The following is a 19710-nucleotide window of genomic DNA, read 5'->3' as shown; positions in this document are numbered from 1 at the left end:
AACCCGCGACGAAAGCGAAGAACGATGCAGAACACGCAGCAGCCCTCCGGGATGCCGATCCACAAGTACGTCCCCTTCCACGAGCAGATCGCCGTCGAGCTGCCGGACCGCACGTGGCCCACGAAGCGCATCGACAAGGCCCCGCGCTGGTGTGCCGTCGACCTGCGTGACGGCAACCAGGCCCTCATCGACCCGATGGACGCCGAGCGGAAGCGCGCGATGTTCGACCTCCTCGTCCGGATGGGCTACAAGGAGATCGAGGTCGGGTTCCCGAGCGCCTCGCAGACCGACTTCGACTTCGTCCGGTCGCTGATCGACGAGGGCGCGATCCCCGACGACGTCACGATCCAGGTGCTGACCCAGGCGCGTGAGCACCTCATCCAGCGCACCTACGAAGCGATCGACGGCGCGAAGCAGGCCATCGTCCACCTGTACAACTCCACGAGCATCGTCCAGCGCGAGGTCGTTTTCCGCACCGACGTGCAGGGCGTGGTGGACATCGCGGTCACCGGCGCGAAGCTGTGCAAGGCTGCCGAGGCGACGCTGCAGCACGACACGACGATCTACTACGAGTACTCGCCGGAGTCCTACACGGGCACCGAGCTCGAGGTCGCGCTGGAGATCTGCAACGCCGTGCTCGAGGTCTTCGAGCCGACGCCCGAGCGCAAGGTCATCATCAACCTGCCCGCCACCGTCGAGATGGCCACGCCGAACGTCTACGCGGACTCGATCGAGTGGATGTCGCGCCGCCTCGCCCACCGCCAGGACGTCATCCTGTCGCTGCACCCGCACAACGACCGCGGCACCGCGGTCGCCGCCGCCGAGCTCGGCTACCTGGCCGGCGCCGACCGCATCGAGGGCTGCCTGTTCGGCAACGGTGAGCGCACCGGCAACGTGGACCTGGTCGCCCTCGGGATGAACCTGTTCACGCAGGGCATCGACCCGGAGATCTCGTTCGCCGACATCGACCAGGTGAAGCGCACCGTCGAGTACTGCAACCAGCTGCCGGTGCCCGAGCGCCAGCCGTGGGCGGGTGACCTGGTGTACACGGCGTTCAGCGGCTCGCACCAGGACGCCATCAACAAGGGCTTCGAGGCGATGAAGGCGAAGGCCGCCGCCGCGGGCAAGGACATCGACGAGATCGCGTGGGCGGTGCCGTACCTGCCCGTCGACCCGAAGGACATCGGCCGGTCGTACGAGGCCGTCATCCGCGTCAACTCGCAGTCCGGCAAGGGCGGTGTGGCGTACCTGCTCAAGACCGACCACGCCCTCGACCTGCCCCGCAAGCTGCAGATCGAGTTCTCCGGCGTCGTCCAGCGGCACACCGACACCGAGGGTGGCGAGTTCTCGTCGCAGCGCATCTGGGACGTGTTCCAGGACGAGTACCTGCCCGCGTCGATCGACGACGAGAAGTGGGGCCGCTACGAGCTCACCAAGACGGCGACGTCGAGCGACTTCGAGGGCACGACCTCGCTGTCCGTGGCTCTCCGGGTCGACGAGGGCGCGGTCACGGCCGAGGCCGTCGGCACCGGTCCCATCGACGCGTTCCTGAAGGTGCTCGCCGAGCAGGGCGTCCAGGTCACCCTGTACGACTACTCCGAGCACACGATGAGCGCCTCCGGTGACGCCAAGGCCGCGTCCTACGTCGAGCTCGACGTCGACGGCGTGCGCCTGTGGGGCGTCGGCATCGACGCCGACATCTCGACGGCGTCGCTCAAGGCGATCGTGTCCGCGGTGAACCGCGCGGTGCGCGCGGGTGCCGCGGCCGGAGCAGACGCGCCGGAGCTCGTCTCCGCCTGAGACGCAACCAGACAGGAGGCTCCCCACCGGGCACGGCCTGATCGCCGCTGGCGCGTCGACCAGGTACCGGCCGGTGTGGGCCCAGGTGTGGGTCCGTCCCGCACCGCGCCTCCCGTCTGTGCGCACGTTCACTGCCTGACGCAAGACGCCGTCGTGTTGCCGAGGCGCCTCCGGAAGTCGCGGCGTCTCGACGAGTGCGCGGCGTCCGGCGAAGACGACGGCGTCTTGTCGCAACGCCCAGCCCGGCACCGCACGCGGCTGTCGGCGGGGCGGGGGATACTGGGGTCATGCCGCTGTACCGGGACGAGTGCGTCGTGTTGCGCACCCACAAGCTCGGTGAAGCCGACCGCATCGTCACGATGCTCTCGCGGCAGCACGGCAAGATCCGCGCGGTGGCCAAGGGCGTGCGGCGGACGGCGTCGAAGTTCGGCAGCCGGCTCGAGCCGTTCATGGTCGTGGACGCCCAGTTCTACGAGGGCCGGTCGCTCGACATCGTCACCCAGGCGGAGTCCCTCGGTGCGTACGGGGCCCAGATCGTCGCCGACTACGGTGCGTACACGGCGGCCAGCGCCATGGTCGAGACCGCCGACCGACTGAGCGAGGCCGACGCCGGGCTGCAGCAGTACCTGTTGCTCGTCGGGGCGCTCCGCTCGTTGTCCCGCGGCGAACACCAGTCCAGCGCGACCCTCGACTCGTACCTGCTGCGCGCGATGAGCATCGCGGGGTGGGCGCCCTCGTTCAGCGACTGCGCGGTGACGGGGGAGCCCGGCCCGCACTCGGCCTTCGTGGTGCAGCTCGGTGGTGTCGTCGCCGACCGCGCGGCACCCCCGGGGACTCCCCGGCTCGACCCGGCGACGCTCGGTGTGCTCGGCTCCCTGCTGGCGGGTGACTGGGCGATGGTGGACGCCACCGACGAGCGGACGCGTTCGCGGGCCTCCGGCGTGGTCGCGGCCTACGCCCAGTGGCACCTGGAACGATCGCTCCGGTCCCTGCCGCACGTCGACCGCTCCGAGCACCCGATGCCCGTGCCCCAGACCCACGGCGGACCCGAGGCGACAGCGCGCGCGGTGGCCTCGACCCCGGCACCCGCCGTGCCCGACCCCGATCCCGCTGTCGAAGGAGCCCCCACCGCATGAGCCCCCGCCGCATGAGCCCCCGCCGCCCCGACGACGTCGAACCGTTCCGCCCGATCGACTGGACCGGCGAGACGCCCCCGGCGATCCCGGCCCGGTTCGTGCCGGAGCACGTGGCCATCGTCATGGACGGCAACGGCCGGTGGGCGAACGGCCGCGGTCTGACGCGGATCGAGGGGCACAAGGCGGGCGAGGCGTCGTTGCTCGACGTCGTCGCGGGCGCCATCCAGATCGGCGTCGGGCACGTGTCGGCGTACGCGTTCTCGACGGAGAACTGGAAGCGCTCCCCGGAAGAGGTCCGGTTCTTGATGGGCTTCAACCGCGACGTCATCCGTCGGCGCCGCGACCAACTGCACCAGTGGGGCGTCAAGGTGCGGTGGGCGGGCCGGCGTCCGCGGCTGTGGCGGAGCGTCATCGACGAGCTCGAGACCGCGGAGCGCATGACGGCGGGCAACGACGTCCTCACGCTGACGATGTGCGTGAACTACGGTGGCCGGAACGAGATCGTCGACGCGGTGCGGGGCATGGCCGAGGACGTCGCAGCCGGTCGCCTGAAGCCGAGCCAGGTCACCGAGAAGGCCCTGGCGAAGCGGCTCTACGTGCCCGAGATGCCCGACGTCGACCTGTTCCTCCGGAGCTCCGGCGAGCAGCGCACGAGCAACTTCCTGCTCTGGCAGTCCGCCTACGCCGAGATGGTGTTCCTCGACCGGCTCTGGCCGGACTTCCGCCGCACCGACCTGTGGGGTGCGATCGAGGAGTACGCCAGCCGCGACCGTCGCTACGGCGGCGCGGTCGACACCCCGACGGCGTAGCCCGAGCCGAGGCGGACGCCGGGCCGGGGCCGAGTCTCGGATCCGCGGACAGGCTGCGCCGTCTGAGCGGCGCGGAATGTCCGCGCAGCCGAGACTCGGCTGCGCGCCACACCTCAACCCGGCAACGGCCCGTCGAGCAGGTGCGCCGCCGACCGCACGGCGTCCAGCGCGGCCAGCACGCTGGGGACCCGCTCGGCCCCGCGTGCCACGACGACCTCGACGCGTCGGGCCAGGTCGTCGTCCACCGGATCGATCGCGACGCCGGCGGGGATGACCGTCGTCGCGAGTGCCAGCCGGGGGAGCAGCGCCACCCCGAGCCCCGCGGCGACGAGTCCCACCACCGCGGCCGCGTTGTCCGTCTCGAGCACGATGTCCGGCGTGAACCCCGCGCTCGCACACGAGGCGAGCAGGTGGCCTCGGCAGCGCGGGCAGCCTCCGATCCACCGGGCGTCGTGGTGGGACGCGAGGTCCACGACGGTGGAGCCGACGGGGCGGCGTCGTTCCGCGCCTCCCGGCTCGACCGGCGTCACCAGGGCGAGCGGATCGCGCCCGAGCGCCCGGGTGACGAGCCCGGGGTCCGGCGCCGACCCGATCTCGTCCCCGACGTAGGTGAACGTGAGGGCGACGTCGACCGCACCGCCGCGCAGCAGGTCGAGCGCCTCGGGCGGTTCGACCTCGACGTACGAGGTCGTCACGCCCGGTGCCGTCGCTGCCAGCCGGGCGAGCACGGCGGGCACGAGCGCCGAGGACGCGCTCGGGAACCCGGCGAGGCGCACCCGACCGCGGCTGAGCCCGCCGACGGCGTCCAGGTCCTCGCGCGCGGCGGTGAGTGCGGCCTGGACGTGCAGGGCGTGGTCCGCGAGCACCTGGCCGGCGTGGGTGAGTGTGGCCCCGCGTCCGCCCCGCAGCACCAGCGCGTGCCCGAGGCGCTGCTCGGCCCGGGCCACCAGCTGGCTGACGGCGGGCTGGCTCGACCCGATCGCGGCGGCGGCGCGGGTGATCGACCCGCCGTCGGCCACGGCGCGCAGGACCCGGAGCAGCTGGGGATCGATCTCGTCCATCACGCAATGTTATCGGTGGCACAACGAGCCGGCCCTGGTGTGATGGGGTGGGAACCGGGACGCTGTCCGCATGGACTCCTTCCCGGCCGGCCGTGGCTACCTGGCGGCGTGCACCGCTGGCCTGCCGACCCGCGGCACCCTCGCCGCCCAGCGAGCCGACCTCGACGCGTGGTCCCGTGCGGAGACCTCACCGGCCCGGTACGGGGCCCTGGTCGAGGAAGGCCGCACGCTCTTCGCCGCGCTGGTCGGCGTCCCCGCGGAGCGTGTCGCGACCGGTTCGCAGACCTCGGTGATGGCCGCCGTCGTCGCCGACGCGCTGCCGGACGGTGCCGAGGTGGTCGTCCCCGACGGCGACTTCAGCTCGGTCGTCTTCCCGTTCCTCGCGCAGGCGCACCGCGGCATCCGGGTCCGGAGCGTCCCGCTGGACCGGCTCGCCGCCTCGGTCGGACCCGACACGGCCCTGGTCGCGTGGTCCGCGGTGCAGTCCGCCACCGGTGTGGTCACAGACCCCGACCCGGTCGTCGCCGCCGCGCGACGCGTCGGTGCCCTGACCCTCTGCGACCTCACGCAGGCCGCCGGCGTCCTGCCCGTCGACGCCGCACCGTTCGACGTGACGCTCACGCACACCTACAAGTGGCTCTGCGCACCGCGCGGCGTCGCCTTCATGACGCTCTCCGACACCGCCCTCGGCCGGCTCCGCCCGGTGCAGGCCGGCTGGTACGCGGGAGCGGACGTGTGGTCCTCCTGCTACGGACCCGCCATGCACCTGGCCGACGACGCCCGCCGCTTCGACGTCTCCCCGGCCTGGCAGGCGTGGCCCGGCGCCGTGGCCGCGCTCGAGCACGCGGTCGCGCTCGACCAGCATGCGGTCTGGAGGCACGCCACCGGTCTCGCGGACCGGCTGTGCGACGCCCTGGGGTCGCCTCGGCAGGGCGACGGGCAGGGCGACGGGCAGGCGATCGTGACGTTCGCGGACGCCGACGGTTCGGCCCTGCGGGCCCTCACCGCCGCCGGGCTCACCGCCTCGGGGCGTGCCGGTCGGCTGCGCATCGCGTTCCACCTGTGGAACGACGAGTCGGACGTGACCGACGTCGCGGCCGCGCTCGGCGGGGTGGGGCCGACCACGTCGGCCAGGTGAGCGCGGCGGGCGGACGCGGGGCGGGCCTCCCGGCCGACGATCGCCGGTAGTCTTGCCCGGACCGTTTCCGCACCGAGCACCCAGCTCGGCGACCTCTGGAGCACCCTTTGGCACAGCCCTCCCGTCTCGACAGCGTCATCGCCCTGGCCAAGCGCCGCGGCTTCGTCTTCCAGTCGGGTGAGATCTACGGAGGCTCCCGCTCCGCGTGGGACTACGGGCCCCTCGGTGTGGAGCTCAAGGAGAACATCAAGCGCCAGTGGTGGCAGCGGTTCGTCCGCGGCCGCGGGGACATGGTCGGCCTTGACTCCGCGGTGATCCTGCCCCGCAAGGTGTGGGAGGCCTCCGGCCACGTCGCGACCTTCACCGACCCGCTCGTGGAGTGCCTGCACTGCCACCACCGCTTCCGCGAGGACCACCTGATCGAGGCGTTCGTCGCCAAGAAGGGCCGCGACCCCGAGGGCCGCATGGCCGAGATCGCCTGCCCGAACTGCGGCACCCGCGGCGAGTGGACCGAGCCCCGCGAGTTCTCCGGGATGCTCAAGACGTACCTCGGCCCGGTCGAGTCCGAAGAGGGCCTGAACTTCCTGCGCCCCGAGACCGCGCAGGGCATCTTCGTCGACTTCGCGCAGGTCGTGACGACCAGCCGCATGAAGCCCCCGTTCGGCATCGGCCAGGTCGGCAAGGCGTTCCGCAACGAGATCACGCCCGGCAACTTCATCTTCCGCACCCGCGAGTTCGAGCAGATGGAGATCGAGTACTTCGTGCCGCCGGCCGAGGCGGGGGAGCACTACGAGCAGTGGATCGCCGACTCGGTCGCGTTCTACACCGACCTCGGCATCGACCCCGAGAACCTGCGTCGCTTCGACGTGCCGGACGGCGAGCGGGCGCACTACTCCGACGCCACCGCCGACATCGAGTACCGCTTCGGCTTCACCGGCTCGGAGTGGGGCGAGCTGATGGGCGTCGCGAACCGCACCGACTTCGACCTGAACAACCACATCGAGTCGTCCGGCCAGGACCTCCGGTTCTTCGACCAGGCCGCCAACGAGAAGTACGTGCCCTACGTCATCGAGCCGTCGTTCGGCCTGACCCGTGCGCTCATGGCGTTCCTGCTCGACTCCTACCACGAGGACGAAGCGCCCAACGCGAAGGGCGGCGTCGACAAGCGCACCGTCCTGCGGCTCGACCCGCGCCTGGCCCCGGTGAAGGCCGCCGTCCTGCCGCTGTCGCGCAACGAGCAGCTCTCGCCCGTCGCCCGCGGCCTGGCCGACGACCTGCGCAAGAACTGGAACGTGGACTTCGACGACGCCGGCGCGATCGGCCGTCGCTACCGTCGCCACGACGAGATCGGCACGCCGTTCTGCATCACGGTCGACTTCGACACGCTCGAGGACAAGGCCGTCACGGTGCGCGAGCGCGACACCATGGGCCAGGAGCGCGTCTCGCTCGACCAGCTGCAGGGGTACCTCGCGCAGCGGTTGCTCGGCGCGTAGGGGTTCCGCGGCTCCGCAAGACACCGGTGTTCGTGCGTTGCACACCCGCAATCGGGTGTTCGACCTGCGAACACCGGTGTTCTGCTGCCGGCGACGGGAATGCGCGGCGCACGAGCGCGTTGGGGTCAGCATGAACGACTCCGTGAAGGTCGATGTCTGGTCGGACATCGCCTGCCCCTGGTGCTACATCGGCAAGCGCAAGTTCGAGGCCGGTGTGGCCGCGTTCGGCGCCTCGACCGAGGGCCGTCCCGTCGAGGTCGAGTACCACTCCTTCGAGCTGAGTCCGGACACCCCCGTCGACTTCGAGGGGACCGAGGCCGAGTTCCTGTCCGGCCACAAGGGCATGCCCGTCGACCAGGCGCAGCAGATGCTCGACCAGGTCACGGGCATCGCCGCAGGCGTGGGGCTCGACTACGACTTCGAGGCGATGCACCACACCAACACCGTGAAGGCCCACCAGGTCATCCACCTCGCCAAGCAGCACGGCAAGCAGCTCGAGATGGTCGAGCGCCTGTTCACCGCCTACTTCGAGCGCGGCGAGCACGTCGGCCAGGAGTCCTCGCTGGCCGACCTGGCGGCGGAGATCGGCCTGGACCGCGACGAGGTCCTCAGCACCCTGCGCGACGACGCCCAGCTCGCCGCCGTCCGTGCCGACCAGGCCCAGGCGCAGGCCTACGGGATCAACGGCGTGCCGTTCTTCGTGATCGACGGCAAGTACGGCGTCTCCGGTGCCCAGGACCCCTCGGCGTTCGAGCAGGTGCTCCGCCAGGTGGTCGCGCTCCGCGAGACCACGCCGGACGAGGTCGCCTCGGCGGCCGAGCGCGCTGCGGACGACGCGAGCGCGGACGTGGCGGCGACCCGATGACGGACGCGACGGCCACCGTCGGGGGTGGGGCGGGCCTCCCGTCCGCCCCGTCGGTCCCGGATGCGATCTCCGGTCTGGAGGCGCGCCCCGGCCTGCTCACGCTGGTCACGGCCGGCGGTGCGCCGGTCTGCGACGGTGATTCGTGCCTGATCGACGCCGGCTCGTTCGCCGGTGCCGAGGGCGACTGGACCGAGGTGCCGGACTGACGCTTCCGTCGGTCGCGCGTCGCGCGCCGGTGGTCCCGCGCCCCCGTGCGGTCGTTGTGCCCCGACCCTGCGGGGCGCGACGGCTGTGCGGGGGCGCGATCCGTCGGTCGCCAGACCGATCAGTCGCGCTGCGGTTCTTCGTCGGTGATGTCCGCGACGGTCGCGCCGTAGGCGGCGACGAGTGCTTCCGCGTCCACGAAGGCGCTCGCGCCGTGGCGTCCGGCGCCCAGGGCGACCCTGCGTCCGACGATGCGCTCGTCGGCGTACACCGGCAGGTCACCCGTGGCGCCGATCGGCGTGATGGTCCCGCGTTCGTAGCCGGACGCGCCGAGCGCGGTGGCAGCGTCGGGCATCGAGAGCTTGTTGACCCCGACGACGGTGCGCAGCTTCTTCCAGGCGATGCTGCGCCCGCCCGGCACCAGGGCGAGCAGGAACCCGCCGTCGTGGCGCTTCACCACCAGGGTCTTGACGATGTCGCCGGGTTCGATGCCGAGCAGTTCGGCGGCCTGGTGCAGGGAGTCCGCGGCCGGTCGCTCCACCACCTCGACCGGCAGGCCACGGGCCTGGGCGTCGGCGTCGAACCGGGTGCTGGCGTCGGTCGTCATGTGGAGAACGCTACCGGCGTGCACCGACGTGGGAAGATGGGTCAGGTATGACGATCACACAAGCACCCGCCTCGCGAGTCGGCGGCCCCCTGCGCATCGGCCCGATCGAGGTCGACGTGCCGGTCGTGCTCGCGCCGATGGCCGGGATCACGAACATGGCGTACCGCCGGCTGTGCCGCGAGTACGGCGCCGGGCTGTACGTGTGCGAGATGATCACCTCGCGGGCGCTCGTCGAACGGACCCCCGTGTCGATGCAGCTCATCCAGCACCACGAGTCCGAGACTCCGCGGTCGATCCAGCTGTACGGCGTCGAGCCGAACACCGTGGCCGAAGCGGCGTCGATCCTGGTGGGCGAGGACCGTGCCGACCACATCGACCTGAACTTCGGGTGCCCGGTGCCCAAGGTCACCCGCAAGGGCGGCGGCGCGGCCCTGCCCTGGAAGCTCGACCTGTTCCGCGAACTCGTCACCAAGACCGTGCGCGCCGCAGGCGACGTCCCCGTCACCGTCAAGATGCGCAAGGGCATCGACGAGGACCACCTGACCTACCTCGACGCCGCCCGCATCGCGCGTGACGCCGGGGTCGCCGCGGTCTCGCTGCACGCCCGCACCGCGAACGAGCACTACTCCGGGCACGCCGACTGGTCGGCGATCGCCACGCTGAAGGAGACGGTGACCGACATCCCGATCCTCGGCAACGGGGACATCTGGTCGGCCGCCGACGCCCTCCGGATGATCGACGAGACCGGCGCCGACGGCGTGGTCGTCGGGCGTGGCTGCCTCGGCCGCCCGTGGCTGTTCGGCGACCTGGCCGCGGCGTTCCGTGGCGAGGGCCTGCGCTACATGCCGTCCCTGGGCGAGGTCGCCGACGGGTTCCGCCGGCATTCCGAGCTGCTCGTCGAGTTCTTCGGCGACGAAGAGCACGCCTGCCGCGACATCCGCAAGCACGTGGCCTGGTACTTCAAGGGGTACCCGATCGGCAGCGACGTCCGGTCCGGCCTGGCGATGGCGTCGAGCCTGCAGGAGATCGACGACTTCCTCGGCCAGCTCGACCACGACGCGCCGTACCCGGGTGCCGACGCCGAGGGGCCGCGCGGTCGTGCCGGTCACCCCAAGCGCACCGCCCTGCCCGACCGCTGGCTCGAGAGCCGCGACGTCGACTCCGAGTTCCGCAAGGTCCTGGCCGCCGCCGAACTGCACCACAGCGGCGGATGAGCGCCACCGCCTCGTACGGCCCGGCCGACGCGGAGCGCTGGCTCCCCGAGGAGCACGGCAGCCGCCGCTCGGACTTCGCCCGTGACCGCGCCCGACTGCTGCACTCCAGCGCGCTCCGGCGTCTGGCCGCCAAGACCCAGGTGCTCAGCCCGACCGCGGGGCTCGACTTCGCCCGCAACCGGCTGACCCACTCGCTCGAGGTCGCGCAGGTCGGCCGCGAGCTCGCCGACTCGCTCGGGCTCGACCCCGACGTGGTCGACACCGCCTGCCTGGCGCACGACATCGGGCACCCGCCCTTCGGGCACAACGGCGAGACCGCGGTGAACGCCTGGGCGAGCGGCATCGGTGGGTTCGAGGGCAACGCGCAGACGCTCCGGTTGCTCACGCGGCTCGAGCCGAAGGTCTACGGCGTCCGGCCCGGCGCCGACATCGACCGTCCGTTCGGGCTCAACCTGACCCGCGCATCGTTGGACGCCAGCTGCAAGTACCCGTGGCCCGCTGCGCAGGGGGTGTCGGAGTCGTCGTCCGGGCGCACCAAGTTCGGCTTCTACGACGACGACCACGACGCCTTCGAGTGGCTCCGCGCCGGTGCTCCGCGTCGTCAGCGGTGCATCGAGGCGCAGGTCATGGACCTCGCCGACGACATCGCGTACTCCGTGCACGACTTCGAGGACGCCGTCGTCGCCGGGTTCATCGACGTCGCGGCCCTGGGGGACCGCGTCGGCGAGAACGACATCGTGACCGCCATGCACGCCTGGGTCGGCGACGACCTGAGCCGCGACGAGCTGCTCGAGGCGTTCGACCGCCTGCGTGCGTTGCCCCTGTGGATGACCGCGTACGACGGCTCCCGCCGTGACGCCGCACGCCTGAAGAACCTGACGTCGCAGCTGATCGGACGCTTCGCGCGCACCGCGACGGCCGCCACCCGCGAGTCCTACGCCTCGGGGTCGCTCGTGCGCTTCGCCGCGTCGGTCGTCACCCCACCCGAGATCATCGGGGAGATCGCGGTGCTCAAGGGCATCGTCGCGGCCTTCGTGATGACCCAGGGCGACCGTCAGCCCGTGTACGAGGACCAGCGCCGCGTGCTCACCGAACTGCTCGACGCACTGGCGGCCACCGGTGCGTCCGACCTGGAGCCGGGGTTCGCCGCCGACTGGCACGCCGCGGACGACGACGCCGGCCGACTGCGCGCCGTCGTCGACCAGGTCGCGAGCCTGACCGACCAGGGCGCCTTCGCCTGGCACCGACGTCTGGTGGTGGGTGACCGTGAACCGGTCCACATCGCCGTCTGACCGGTCCGCCGACGTCGGTCCCACGAACTAGGATCGAGGGGTGGCTGGCAGGATCGCGCGGAACGACATCGACGAGGTCCGCTCGCGTGTCAACATCGCCGACGTCGTGGGCGACTACGTCACGCTGAAGCACGCGGGCGTCGGGTCGATGAAGGGCCTCTGCCCTTTCCACGACGAACGCTCCCCGTCGTTCCACGTCCGGCCCCAGGTCGGCCGCTACCACTGCTTCGGCTGTGGCGAGGACGGCGACGTCTTCAGCTTCATCATGGCGCAGGACCACACCACCTTCGCCGAGGCCGTCGAGCGCATGGCCGCGAAGATCGGCTACACCCTGCACTACGAAGAGGGCGACGGGCCGCGCACCGACTACAACACCCGCGCACGGCTGATCGCCGCGAACGAAGCCGCGCTCGAGTACTTCACGGGGCAGCTCACCACGGCTGCCGCCGACCCCGCCCGCCGGTTCCTGGGGGAGCGCGGGTTCGACCCCTCGGCCGCCCAGCACTTCGGCGTCGGCTTCGCCCCGAAGTCCTACGACATGCTCAAGGACCACCTGCGCGGGCGCGGCTTCACGATGGAAGAACTCGTCTCCGGCGGTCTCGTCAGCCAGGGCGACCGCTCGCCGTACGACCGGTTCCGCGGGCGCCTGATGTGGCCGATCCGGGACGTCACCGGAGCCACCATCGGGTTCGGCGCGCGCCGCCTGCTCGAGGACGACAAGGGCCCCAAGTACCTCAACACGCCCGAGACCCCGATCTACCACAAGAGCCAGGTCCTCTACGGCCTCGACCTCGCCCGCCGCGACATCTCGAAGCAGAAGCAGGTCGTCATCGTCGAGGGCTACACCGACGTGATGGCCTGCCACGTCGCGGGCGTCACGACCGCGGTCGCCACCTGCGGCACGTCGTTCGGGGTCGACCACATCAAGGTGCTGCGGCCGATGCTCGGTGACCTGGCGGGCGCCGACCCGAACGCCAACGGCGAGGTCGTGTTCACGTTCGACCCGGACGAAGCCGGGCAGCGTGCCGCCTCGCGTGCCTTCGCGGAGGAACAGCGCTTCGCGGCGCAGACCTACGTCGCCGTCGCGCCCGGCGGACTCGACCCGTGCGACCTCCGGTTGGCGCGCGGTGACGACGCCATCCGCCGACTGGTCACGAACAAGCGCCCGATGTTCGAGTTCATGATCCGCCGCACTCTGGACGGCCACGACCTCGAGACCGTCGAGGGGCGCGTCGGTGCCCTGCGTGCGGCCGCGCCCGTGCTCGCCGGTATCCGTGACCGCTCGCTGACGCAGGGCTACGTGCGCGAACTCGCCGGGTGGCTCGGCATGGAGATCCCCGAGGTCCGTCGGTCGGTCGAGACCGCTCGACGCCGTGCGGGGTCCGGGCAGGACGATCGGTCCGCAGGCTCGGGGCGCGACGGCCGTGCCGGAACCGGCACCGACGCAGCCGACACCCCCGACGAGCCCGTCGCCGGGATCCGCTCGCTGCCGAACGACCCCATCAGCCGCATGGAGCGCGACGCGGTGATGGCGATGGTGCAGCAGCCCACGTCCGTCGGGGCACCGATGCTCGGACTCGCTGCGTCGGCCACGTTCTCGACCCCGATGCTCGCCGCGGTGCGGGACGCCGTCGTCGCGAACGTCGACGTCATCGGTGCGGGGGACTGGCTCGACCGGCTGCTCGCCGACGTGCCCGCGCCGCTGCGCACCCTGACCCACGAGCTCGCTCTCGCGCCGATCCCAGCGCGCAACGCGGAGGACCTGGCGGCGTACTGCCGGAGCATCGTCGTGGCCCTGGTCGAGCGCGACCTGCTCGCCCGCAAGGCCTCGTTGCTGGGGCAGCTGCAGCGGGCCGACCCGCACGAGCAGGCCGAGCGTCGCGCCGAGATCCAGCGGCAGCTCGTCGACATCGACGGGCAGCGGATGCGGTTGCGCGCTGACGCCGAGGCGTCCTAGCCGCTCGTCGCGCGGCTTGTGGCCGGGGCGAGCCGACGTGCCCGCGTCCGATCGCACGACACGCCGCGCGTGCGTCGCCGTGGTCGCACGAACTGTCGCGCGGCGGGCCTGCGTGCGGCGGTCCGTGCGGCCCCGGAGGTTCTTGCGTGGTCAGGACGTGCCGCTTGTGAGGCGTCGAGTGGTCGCAGACCGTCGGTTGGGCGGGGTCCGGCCGACGGGACGTGACCGCGCGGGGTGGGGCGGGCGGGCACCTCGACGAGGTCGCGCGAACCGGTGCACGACGGACCAACAACCGGCAGTCCGTGCGACCTCGATCGCCCGAACACCCAGGTTGCACCGCGCAACTTTCGTGCGTGACGCGCCGCTCGACTCCGGCGGAATCATGCATCACGCGATCAGCCCGTGCATTACAGCGGTGTAAACAAATCGCCCCCGGTTCGTTCTGTTCCGTGACAGGGTGATACCAATGAGCGTTCCTGGCCGGGCACACAGACGTTCGACCCTCCGGCACAGGACTCTTGCAATCATGACCAGAGAGGCAGCGGACATGGCATCCGTGACCAAGTGGGGCAAGCGCGGTATCGCGCTCGGCGCCGGTGCAGCAGCGACGGCGCTGGTGCTGACCGGCTGCGCGAGCAGCAGCGTGAGTGACACCGAACTGAACGGCCTGAGCATCGGGACGACGGACAAGATCACGTCCCTCGACCCGGCCGGTTCCTACGACAACGGCTCCTTCGCCGTGCAGAACCAGGTGTTCCCGTTCCTGATGAACACACCCGTGGGGAGCCCGGACGTCGAGCCGGACATCGCCACGAAGGCGGAGTTCACGAACCCGACCACCTACGAGGTCACCCTCAAGGACGGGCTCGAGTTCGCCAACGGCAACAAGCTCACGTCGAGCGACGTGAAGTTCTCGTTCGACCGCGAACTGAAGATCAACAACGAGAACGGTCCGCAGTCGCTGCTGGCCAACCTCAAGAGCATCGACACCCCGGACGACACCACCGTGGTGTTCAACCTCGACCACGCCGACCAGACCTGGCCGCAGGTGCTCTCGAGCCCCGCGGGTCCGATCGTCGACGAGGACGTCTTCAGCGCCACGAAGCTCACCAGCGCCGACGACATCGTCAAGGGCAAGGCCTTCGCCGGGCAGTACCAGATCAGCTCCTACAAGGAGAACGACACGATCCAGTACAAGACGAACCCGAAGTACGACGGCCTGCTCGGCAAGGCGAAGACCGACGAGGTCACCGCCAGCTACTACACCAAGGAGACCGACCTCAAGCTCGCCGTGCAGAAGGGCGACGTCGACGTGGCGTACCGCTCCCTGACGCCGACCGACATCTCTGACCTGCGGGGAGACGACTCCCTCAAGGTCACCGACGGCCCCGGCGGCGAGATCCGCTACGTGGTCTTCAACTTCAAGACGCAGCCGTTCGGCACCGGGCAGGACGACGCCGACGAGGCGAAGGCCCTGGCCGTGCGTCAGGCCGCTGCCGACGTCGTCGACCGTGCCCAGCTCGCGAAGGAGGTCTACAACGACACCTTCACCCCGCTGTACTCGATGGTCCCGGACGGCCTGACCGGCGCGGTCCAGCCGTTCAAGGAGATGTACGGCGACGGCGACGGCGGCGCAGACGTATCCAAGGCGAAGAAGACGCTGTCGGACGCCGGCGTCACGGGCAAGGTGCAGCTCGACATCCAGTACGCGCCCGACCACTACGGTTCGGCGTCGGACGACGAGTACGCGCTGCTCAAGCAGCAGCTCGAGGACTCCGGCCTGTTCACCGTCAACATCCAGTCGACGGTCTACACGACCTACGCCCAGGAGCGCACCAAGGACGCCTACCCCGTCTACCAGCTCGGCTGGTTCCCGGACTTCTCCGACGCCGACAACTACCTGTCGCCGTTCTTCACCAAGGAGAACTTCGTCCAGAACCACTACGACGACCCGGAGATCCAGGACCTCATCGCGAAGGAGCAGGCCGAGTCCGACCCGGACAAGCGTGCTGACCTGATCGAGCAGGCCCAGGAACGCGAGGCCACCCAGATCTCGACGCTGCCGCTGCTGCAGGGCAAGTCCGTCGCGGTCGCCGGCAAGGACGTCAAGGGCCTGACCCTCGACGCCTCGTTCAAGTTCCGGTACGCCACCCTGAGCAAGTAGCACCAAGCCCCACGTGCAGGCCGCGGGCGTTCCCACGAGGGACGCCCGCGTGCCTGTGCAACGGCGACGAAAGGCACCCACCCCGTGACCCTCAGCACTCCCGAGGCAACGCAGGACGTGAACGGCACCGATCCCACCAAGCCACAGGCACAACGCAGTGCCAAGAACAGTGGCGGCGGACTCGGCCGGTACATCCTCGTCAGGTTCCTCCTCATCATCCCGACCGTCTTCATCCTGGTGACGCTCGTGTTCTTCCTGATGCGCGTCATCGGGAACCCGATCACCGCGTCGGTCGGCGGCCGGCTCACGCCGAGCCAGCTGCAGGAACGCCTGCACGCCGCCGGGTACGACCGACCGGTGCTCGTGCAGTACTTCGAGTACCTCGGCAACATCCTGCGCGGTGACTTCGGCACCTCGTCGACGGACAACCGTCCGATCACCGACATCATCGTCACGTACGGCGGCGCGACCGCGGAGCTCGTGTTCTACGCGCTCATCGTCGCGCTGGTGCTCGGCATCCCGCTCGGCATGCTCGCCGCGTACACCCGCGACAAGTGGCCGGACGTGCTGCTCCGTGCGCTGGCGATCCTGACCTACGCCACCCCGGTGTTCTTCGGCGGCCTGCTGCTCAAGCTCGTCTTCTCGGTGTGGCTCGACTGGTTGCCCCTGGGCGACCGCGCGTCGACCCGGGTGTCGCTCATCCTCGACGGCATCCCCGGCGCGAGCGGGATCTACATCGTCGACGCGCTCCGCACCGGCAACGCCGAGGTCATCGGTGACGTGCTCCAGCACGCCGTCCTGCCCGCGCTGACGCTCGGCCTGCTCACCGCCGGCATCTTCCTGCGCCTGGTGCGCGCGAACATGATCGGGTCGCTCGGCTCCGAGTACGTCGACGCCGCCCGGTCCCGCGGTGTGCGCGAGTCGCGCTTGGTGCGCACCCATGCGTTCCGTCCGGCGCTCGTGCCGATCATCACCGTGATGGGGCTGCAGATCGCGATGCTCCTGGGCGGCTCGGTGCTCACGGAGACGACCTTCGGGTGGCGCGGCCTGGGCTTCGAACTCAACCAGTACCTGTCGGCCCGTGACTTCGTCGCGGTGCAGGGCATCGTCGCGATGCTGGCGGTGATCGTCGCGGTGACCAACTTCATCGTCGACGTCGTCGCCGCCCTGATCGACCCGAGAGTGAGGTTCTGACGATGGCCGACACCACCCTCGTCGACCGCCACGAGCCGCTCTGGAAGCGGCTCCCGGTGGTGGTCCAGCTCCGCAAGAGCACCGGTTGGCAGCGCGCGATGCTCATCGTCGGCGTCGTCATCTGCGCCCTGTACCTGCTCGTCGCGGTGTTCGCCCCGCTCCTCGCCCCGTACGGCTTCGGCCAGCTGCAGGGCGCGGACGGCGAGAGCTTCCCCCGCACTGGCGAACCGAGCGCCGAGCACATCTGGGGCACCACGGTCGGCGGCTTCGACGTGTTCAGCCGCGTGCTCTACGGCGCCCGCACGGCCGTACTCGTCGTCATCGTCGCCGTGATCGTCTCGATCATCGTCGGCGTCCTGCTCGGCATGGTCTCCGGGTACCTGGGCGGCTGGCTCGACCGCGTCCTGGTGGTCGTGGCCGACGCCATCTACGCGTTCCCGTCGCTGCTGCTCGCGATCATCGTGTCCATCGTGATCTCCGGCGGCAACTCGAGCTACTCGGGCGGCATCATCGCCGCGGCGATCTCGATCACCGTCGTCTACGTGCCGCAGTACTTCCGCGTGGTCCGTGCCGAGGCCGTCCGGCTGAAGAACGACGCCTTCGTCGAGTCGGCGCGCGTGATGGGCACGAACCCGTGGCGCATCATGACGCGCCACGTCCTGCGGAACTCGACGCGTTCCCTGCCGCTCATCCTGACGCTCAACGCGAGCGACGCGATCCTGACCCTGGCCGGGCTCGGCTTCCTGGGGTTCGGCATCGGCCCGACGTCCGGCGCCGAGTGGGGCTACGACCTCAGCCGCGCACTCTCCGACGTCGCGAGCGGCGTTTGGTGGACCGGGGTGTACCCGGGTGTCGCGATCGTGGTGCTCGTGCTCGGCGTGACCTTCATCGGCGAGAGCCTGAACGACATCTCCGACCCCCGCCTGCGTGCACGCCGACGGCTGAAGCAGCTGGTGTCGACGAGCGACGCGCGCGGCACCGAGGCAGCGCGCGACGCGCGCCACACCCCCGACGGCAAGGCATCGCCCGACGCCGACGCAGCGCCCGACACGCGGAACGACACGGAAGGGACGGGCGCATGACCCCGACCACCCGCCTGCAACCGGGCGACACCACCACCGAACCCGTCGTCGTCGTCGACGACCTGACGGTCACCTTCGCGACCGACGGCGGCGCCGTCGACGCGGTCAAGGGCGTCAGCCTCGACGTCCGCCCCGGCGAGGTCCTCGCCCTGGTCGGCGAGTCCGGCTCCGGCAAGTCCGTCACGGCGCGCAGCATGTTGCGGCTGATGCCGGAGACGGCGACGCTCGGCGGCGCGGTGCTGCTCGACGGCACCGACGTGGTGAGCGTCGGCGCGCAGAAGCTCCGCAGCCTGCGCGGAACGGCCGGGGCGATGGTGTTCCAGGAACCGTCGACCGCGCTCAACCCGGTCTTCACCGTGGGGTGGCAGATCGCCGAGGGGCTCCGTGCCCACGGCGGCGTGTCCAGGAAGGAAGCACGGGCGAGGGCCATCGACTACCTCGGTCGCGTCGGGATCCCCGACCCCGAGACCCGCGTCGACCACTACCCGCACCAGTTCTCCGGTGGGCAGAAGCAGCGCGTGGTGATCGCGAGCGCCCTGGCCCTGGAGCCGAGCGTCATCATCGCCGACGAGCCCACGACCGCGCTCGACGTCACGGTGCAGGCCGAGATCCTCGACTTGCTGCGCCGGTGCCGCGACGAGTTCGGCACGGCGATCGTCGTCATCACGCACAACATGGGCGTCGTCGCCGACCTGGCCGACCGCGTCGCCGTGATGTACCAGGGCGAGATCGTGGAGGAGGCCACGGCGACGGCGCTCTTCGCGACGCCGCAGGCCGACTACACCAAGCGGTTGCTCGCAGCGGTGCCGCGGCTCGAAGCGTCGACCGGGGTGGCCCGGCGTGCCGCGATCTCCGAGGACGTCACGCCCCTGGTCGAGGCGAAGGGGCTCGAGATCGAGTACCCCGGCCGGCTCGGCTCGCCGGCGTTCAAGGCCGTCAAGGGCATCGACCTGGCGATCCGTCCTGGTGAGGTCCTCGGCCTGGTGGGGGAGTCCGGCTCGGGCAAGACCACCATCGGCCGCGCCATGGCCGGTCTGACGAAGGTCACGGGCGGCTCGCTCACGGTCCTCGGTGCGGAGATGCTCGGGTACCGCGAACGCGACTTCAAGCACCTGCGCAAGGACATCGGGTTCGTGTTCCAGGACCCGGCGACCTCGTTCAACCCGCTGCTGACGATCGCCGAGTGCGTCGCCGAGCCGCTGGTCGTGCACAAGGAGGTCTCGAGCCCCCGCGCCGCGCGCAAGCGGGTCGACGAGCTGCTCGAGGCCGTCCAGCTGCCGGCAGCGTACGGCGACCGCTACCCGCACGAGCTCTCCGGTGGGCAGCGCCAGCGCGCGTCACTCGCCCGGTCGCTGGCGCTCCGGCCGAAGCTGCTCATCGCCGACGAGCCGACGAGCGCGCTCGACGTCTCGGTGCAGGCTCGGGTGCTCGAGCTCTTCCTCGAACTGCAGCAGGACCTCGGCTTCGCGTCGCTGTTCATCAGCCACGACCTCGCGGTCGTGGGCGCGCTGTCCGACCGGATCGCCGTGCTCTACCGCGGCGACCTGGTCGAGACGGGCACGACGGCCGAGGTCCTCGGCGCCCCGCAGCACCCGTACACGCAGCGACTCCTCGCGTCGCTGCCGGTGCCCGACCCAGCGGAGCAGGCGGAGCGACGGCGTACGCTGGAGCGACTGGAGAACGTCGGGTCCTGA

General features: G+C 70.9%; 16 protein-coding genes. 14 read left to right on the top strand and 2 right to left on the bottom strand.

Features of this window, described 5'->3' with window-relative positions:
• Positions 1 to 24 precede the first annotated feature (24 nt).
• The 3 genes from leuA (at position 25) to BOSE127_RS05310 (ending at position 3745) form a co-directional block, all read left to right on the top strand.
• The gene (gene leuA / locus BOSE127_RS05320; RefSeq protein WP_017886682.1) at positions 25 to 1800 is read left to right on the top strand and encodes a 2-isopropylmalate synthase; all 1776 of its coding nucleotides are present in this window, start codon (positions 25 to 27) and stop codon (positions 1798 to 1800) included.
• 287 nt (positions 1801 to 2087) lie between these two features.
• Complete coding sequence (gene recO / locus BOSE127_RS05315; protein ID WP_159556468.1) at positions 2088 to 2936, top strand: DNA repair protein RecO; 849 nt, start codon at positions 2088 to 2090, stop codon at positions 2934 to 2936.
• Positions 2933 to 3745 (top strand): isoprenyl transferase, encoded by an 813-nt coding sequence (locus BOSE127_RS05310; RefSeq protein ID WP_159556466.1) that lies wholly within the window; start codon positions 2933 to 2935, stop codon positions 3743 to 3745. The genes recO and BOSE127_RS05310 overlap by 4 nt, the downstream gene beginning before the upstream one ends.
• A 113-nt stretch (positions 3746 to 3858) precedes the next feature.
• Here BOSE127_RS05310 and BOSE127_RS05305 read toward each other — a convergent pair whose 3' ends face one another.
• Positions 3859 to 4806 (bottom strand): LysR family transcriptional regulator, encoded by a 948-nt coding sequence (locus tag BOSE127_RS05305; RefSeq protein ID WP_159556464.1) that lies wholly within the window; start codon positions 4804 to 4806, stop codon positions 3859 to 3861.
• 70 nt (positions 4807 to 4876) lie between these two features.
• Here BOSE127_RS05305 and BOSE127_RS05300 point away from each other — a divergent pair, with 70 nt between their 5' ends.
• The 4 genes from BOSE127_RS05300 (at position 4877) to BOSE127_RS05285 (ending at position 8508) form a co-directional block, all read left to right on the top strand.
• Positions 4877 to 5944: an aminotransferase class V-fold PLP-dependent enzyme gene (locus BOSE127_RS05300; RefSeq protein ID WP_071251403.1), complete on the top strand. Its 1068-nt coding sequence runs from the start codon at positions 4877 to 4879 to the stop codon at positions 5942 to 5944.
• A 107-nt stretch (positions 5945 to 6051) separates the two neighbouring features.
• Positions 6052 to 7437, top strand: coding sequence for a glycine--tRNA ligase (locus tag BOSE127_RS05295; protein WP_017886687.1), 1386 nt, complete (start codon positions 6052 to 6054; stop codon positions 7435 to 7437).
• Between the two features lie 130 nt (positions 7438 to 7567).
• Positions 7568 to 8302, top strand: a complete 735-nt coding sequence (locus BOSE127_RS05290; protein WP_017886688.1) for a DsbA family oxidoreductase — start codon at positions 7568 to 7570, stop codon at positions 8300 to 8302.
• A complete protein-coding gene (locus tag BOSE127_RS05285) occupies positions 8299 to 8508 on the top strand; it encodes a hypothetical protein (protein WP_071251407.1) in 210 nt (69 codons plus the stop codon). Before BOSE127_RS05290 ends, BOSE127_RS05285 begins: the two co-directional genes overlap by 4 nt.
• A 119-nt stretch (positions 8509 to 8627) precedes the next feature.
• Here the strand turns inward: BOSE127_RS05285 and BOSE127_RS05280 are convergent, their stop codons facing one another.
• Complete coding sequence (locus BOSE127_RS05280) at positions 8628 to 9113, bottom strand: aminoacyl-tRNA deacylase (protein WP_159556462.1); 486 nt, start codon at positions 9111 to 9113, stop codon at positions 8628 to 8630.
• A 47-nt stretch (positions 9114 to 9160) separates the two neighbouring features.
• On the opposite strand from BOSE127_RS05280, the gene dusB reads away from it, so the two are divergent.
• From dusB to BOSE127_RS05245, 7 genes are all read left to right on the top strand, one after another.
• Complete coding sequence (gene dusB, locus BOSE127_RS05275; RefSeq protein ID WP_159556460.1) at positions 9161 to 10327, top strand: tRNA dihydrouridine synthase DusB; 1167 nt, start codon at positions 9161 to 9163, stop codon at positions 10325 to 10327.
• On the top strand, positions 10324 to 11619 hold the full coding sequence (locus BOSE127_RS05270) for a deoxyguanosinetriphosphate triphosphohydrolase (RefSeq protein ID WP_159556458.1): 1296 nt from the start codon (positions 10324 to 10326) through the stop codon (positions 11617 to 11619). Before dusB ends, BOSE127_RS05270 begins: the two co-directional genes overlap by 4 nt.
• Positions 11620 to 11659: 40 nt before the next feature.
• Complete coding sequence (gene dnaG, locus BOSE127_RS05265; RefSeq protein ID WP_017886693.1) at positions 11660 to 13576, top strand: DNA primase; 1917 nt, start codon at positions 11660 to 11662, stop codon at positions 13574 to 13576.
• Positions 13577 to 14123: 547 nt separating this feature from the next.
• Positions 14124 to 15740, top strand: a complete 1617-nt coding sequence (locus BOSE127_RS05260) for an ABC transporter substrate-binding protein (RefSeq protein ID WP_017886694.1) — start codon at positions 14124 to 14126, stop codon at positions 15738 to 15740.
• Between the two features lie 117 nt (positions 15741 to 15857).
• The gene (locus tag BOSE127_RS05255) at positions 15858 to 16934 is read left to right on the top strand and encodes an ABC transporter permease (protein ID WP_082046916.1); all 1077 of its coding nucleotides are present in this window, start codon (positions 15858 to 15860) and stop codon (positions 16932 to 16934) included.
• Between the two features lie 2 nt (positions 16935 to 16936).
• Positions 16937 to 18016, top strand: a complete 1080-nt coding sequence (locus BOSE127_RS05250) for an ABC transporter permease (protein ID WP_042539014.1) — start codon at positions 16937 to 16939, stop codon at positions 18014 to 18016.
• On the top strand, positions 18013 to 19710 hold the full coding sequence (locus BOSE127_RS05245) for an ABC transporter ATP-binding protein (RefSeq protein ID WP_071251414.1): 1698 nt from the start codon (positions 18013 to 18015) through the stop codon (positions 19708 to 19710). The genes BOSE127_RS05250 and BOSE127_RS05245 overlap by 4 nt, the downstream gene beginning before the upstream one ends.

It is taken from the genome of Curtobacterium sp. 8I-2, from assembly GCF_902506155.1.
Lineage (GTDB): Bacteria > Actinomycetota > Actinomycetes > Actinomycetales > Microbacteriaceae > Curtobacterium > Curtobacterium poinsettiae.
Note: the sequence above shows the minus strand (reverse complement) of the source record. Positions and strands in the feature narration are given on the sequence as shown.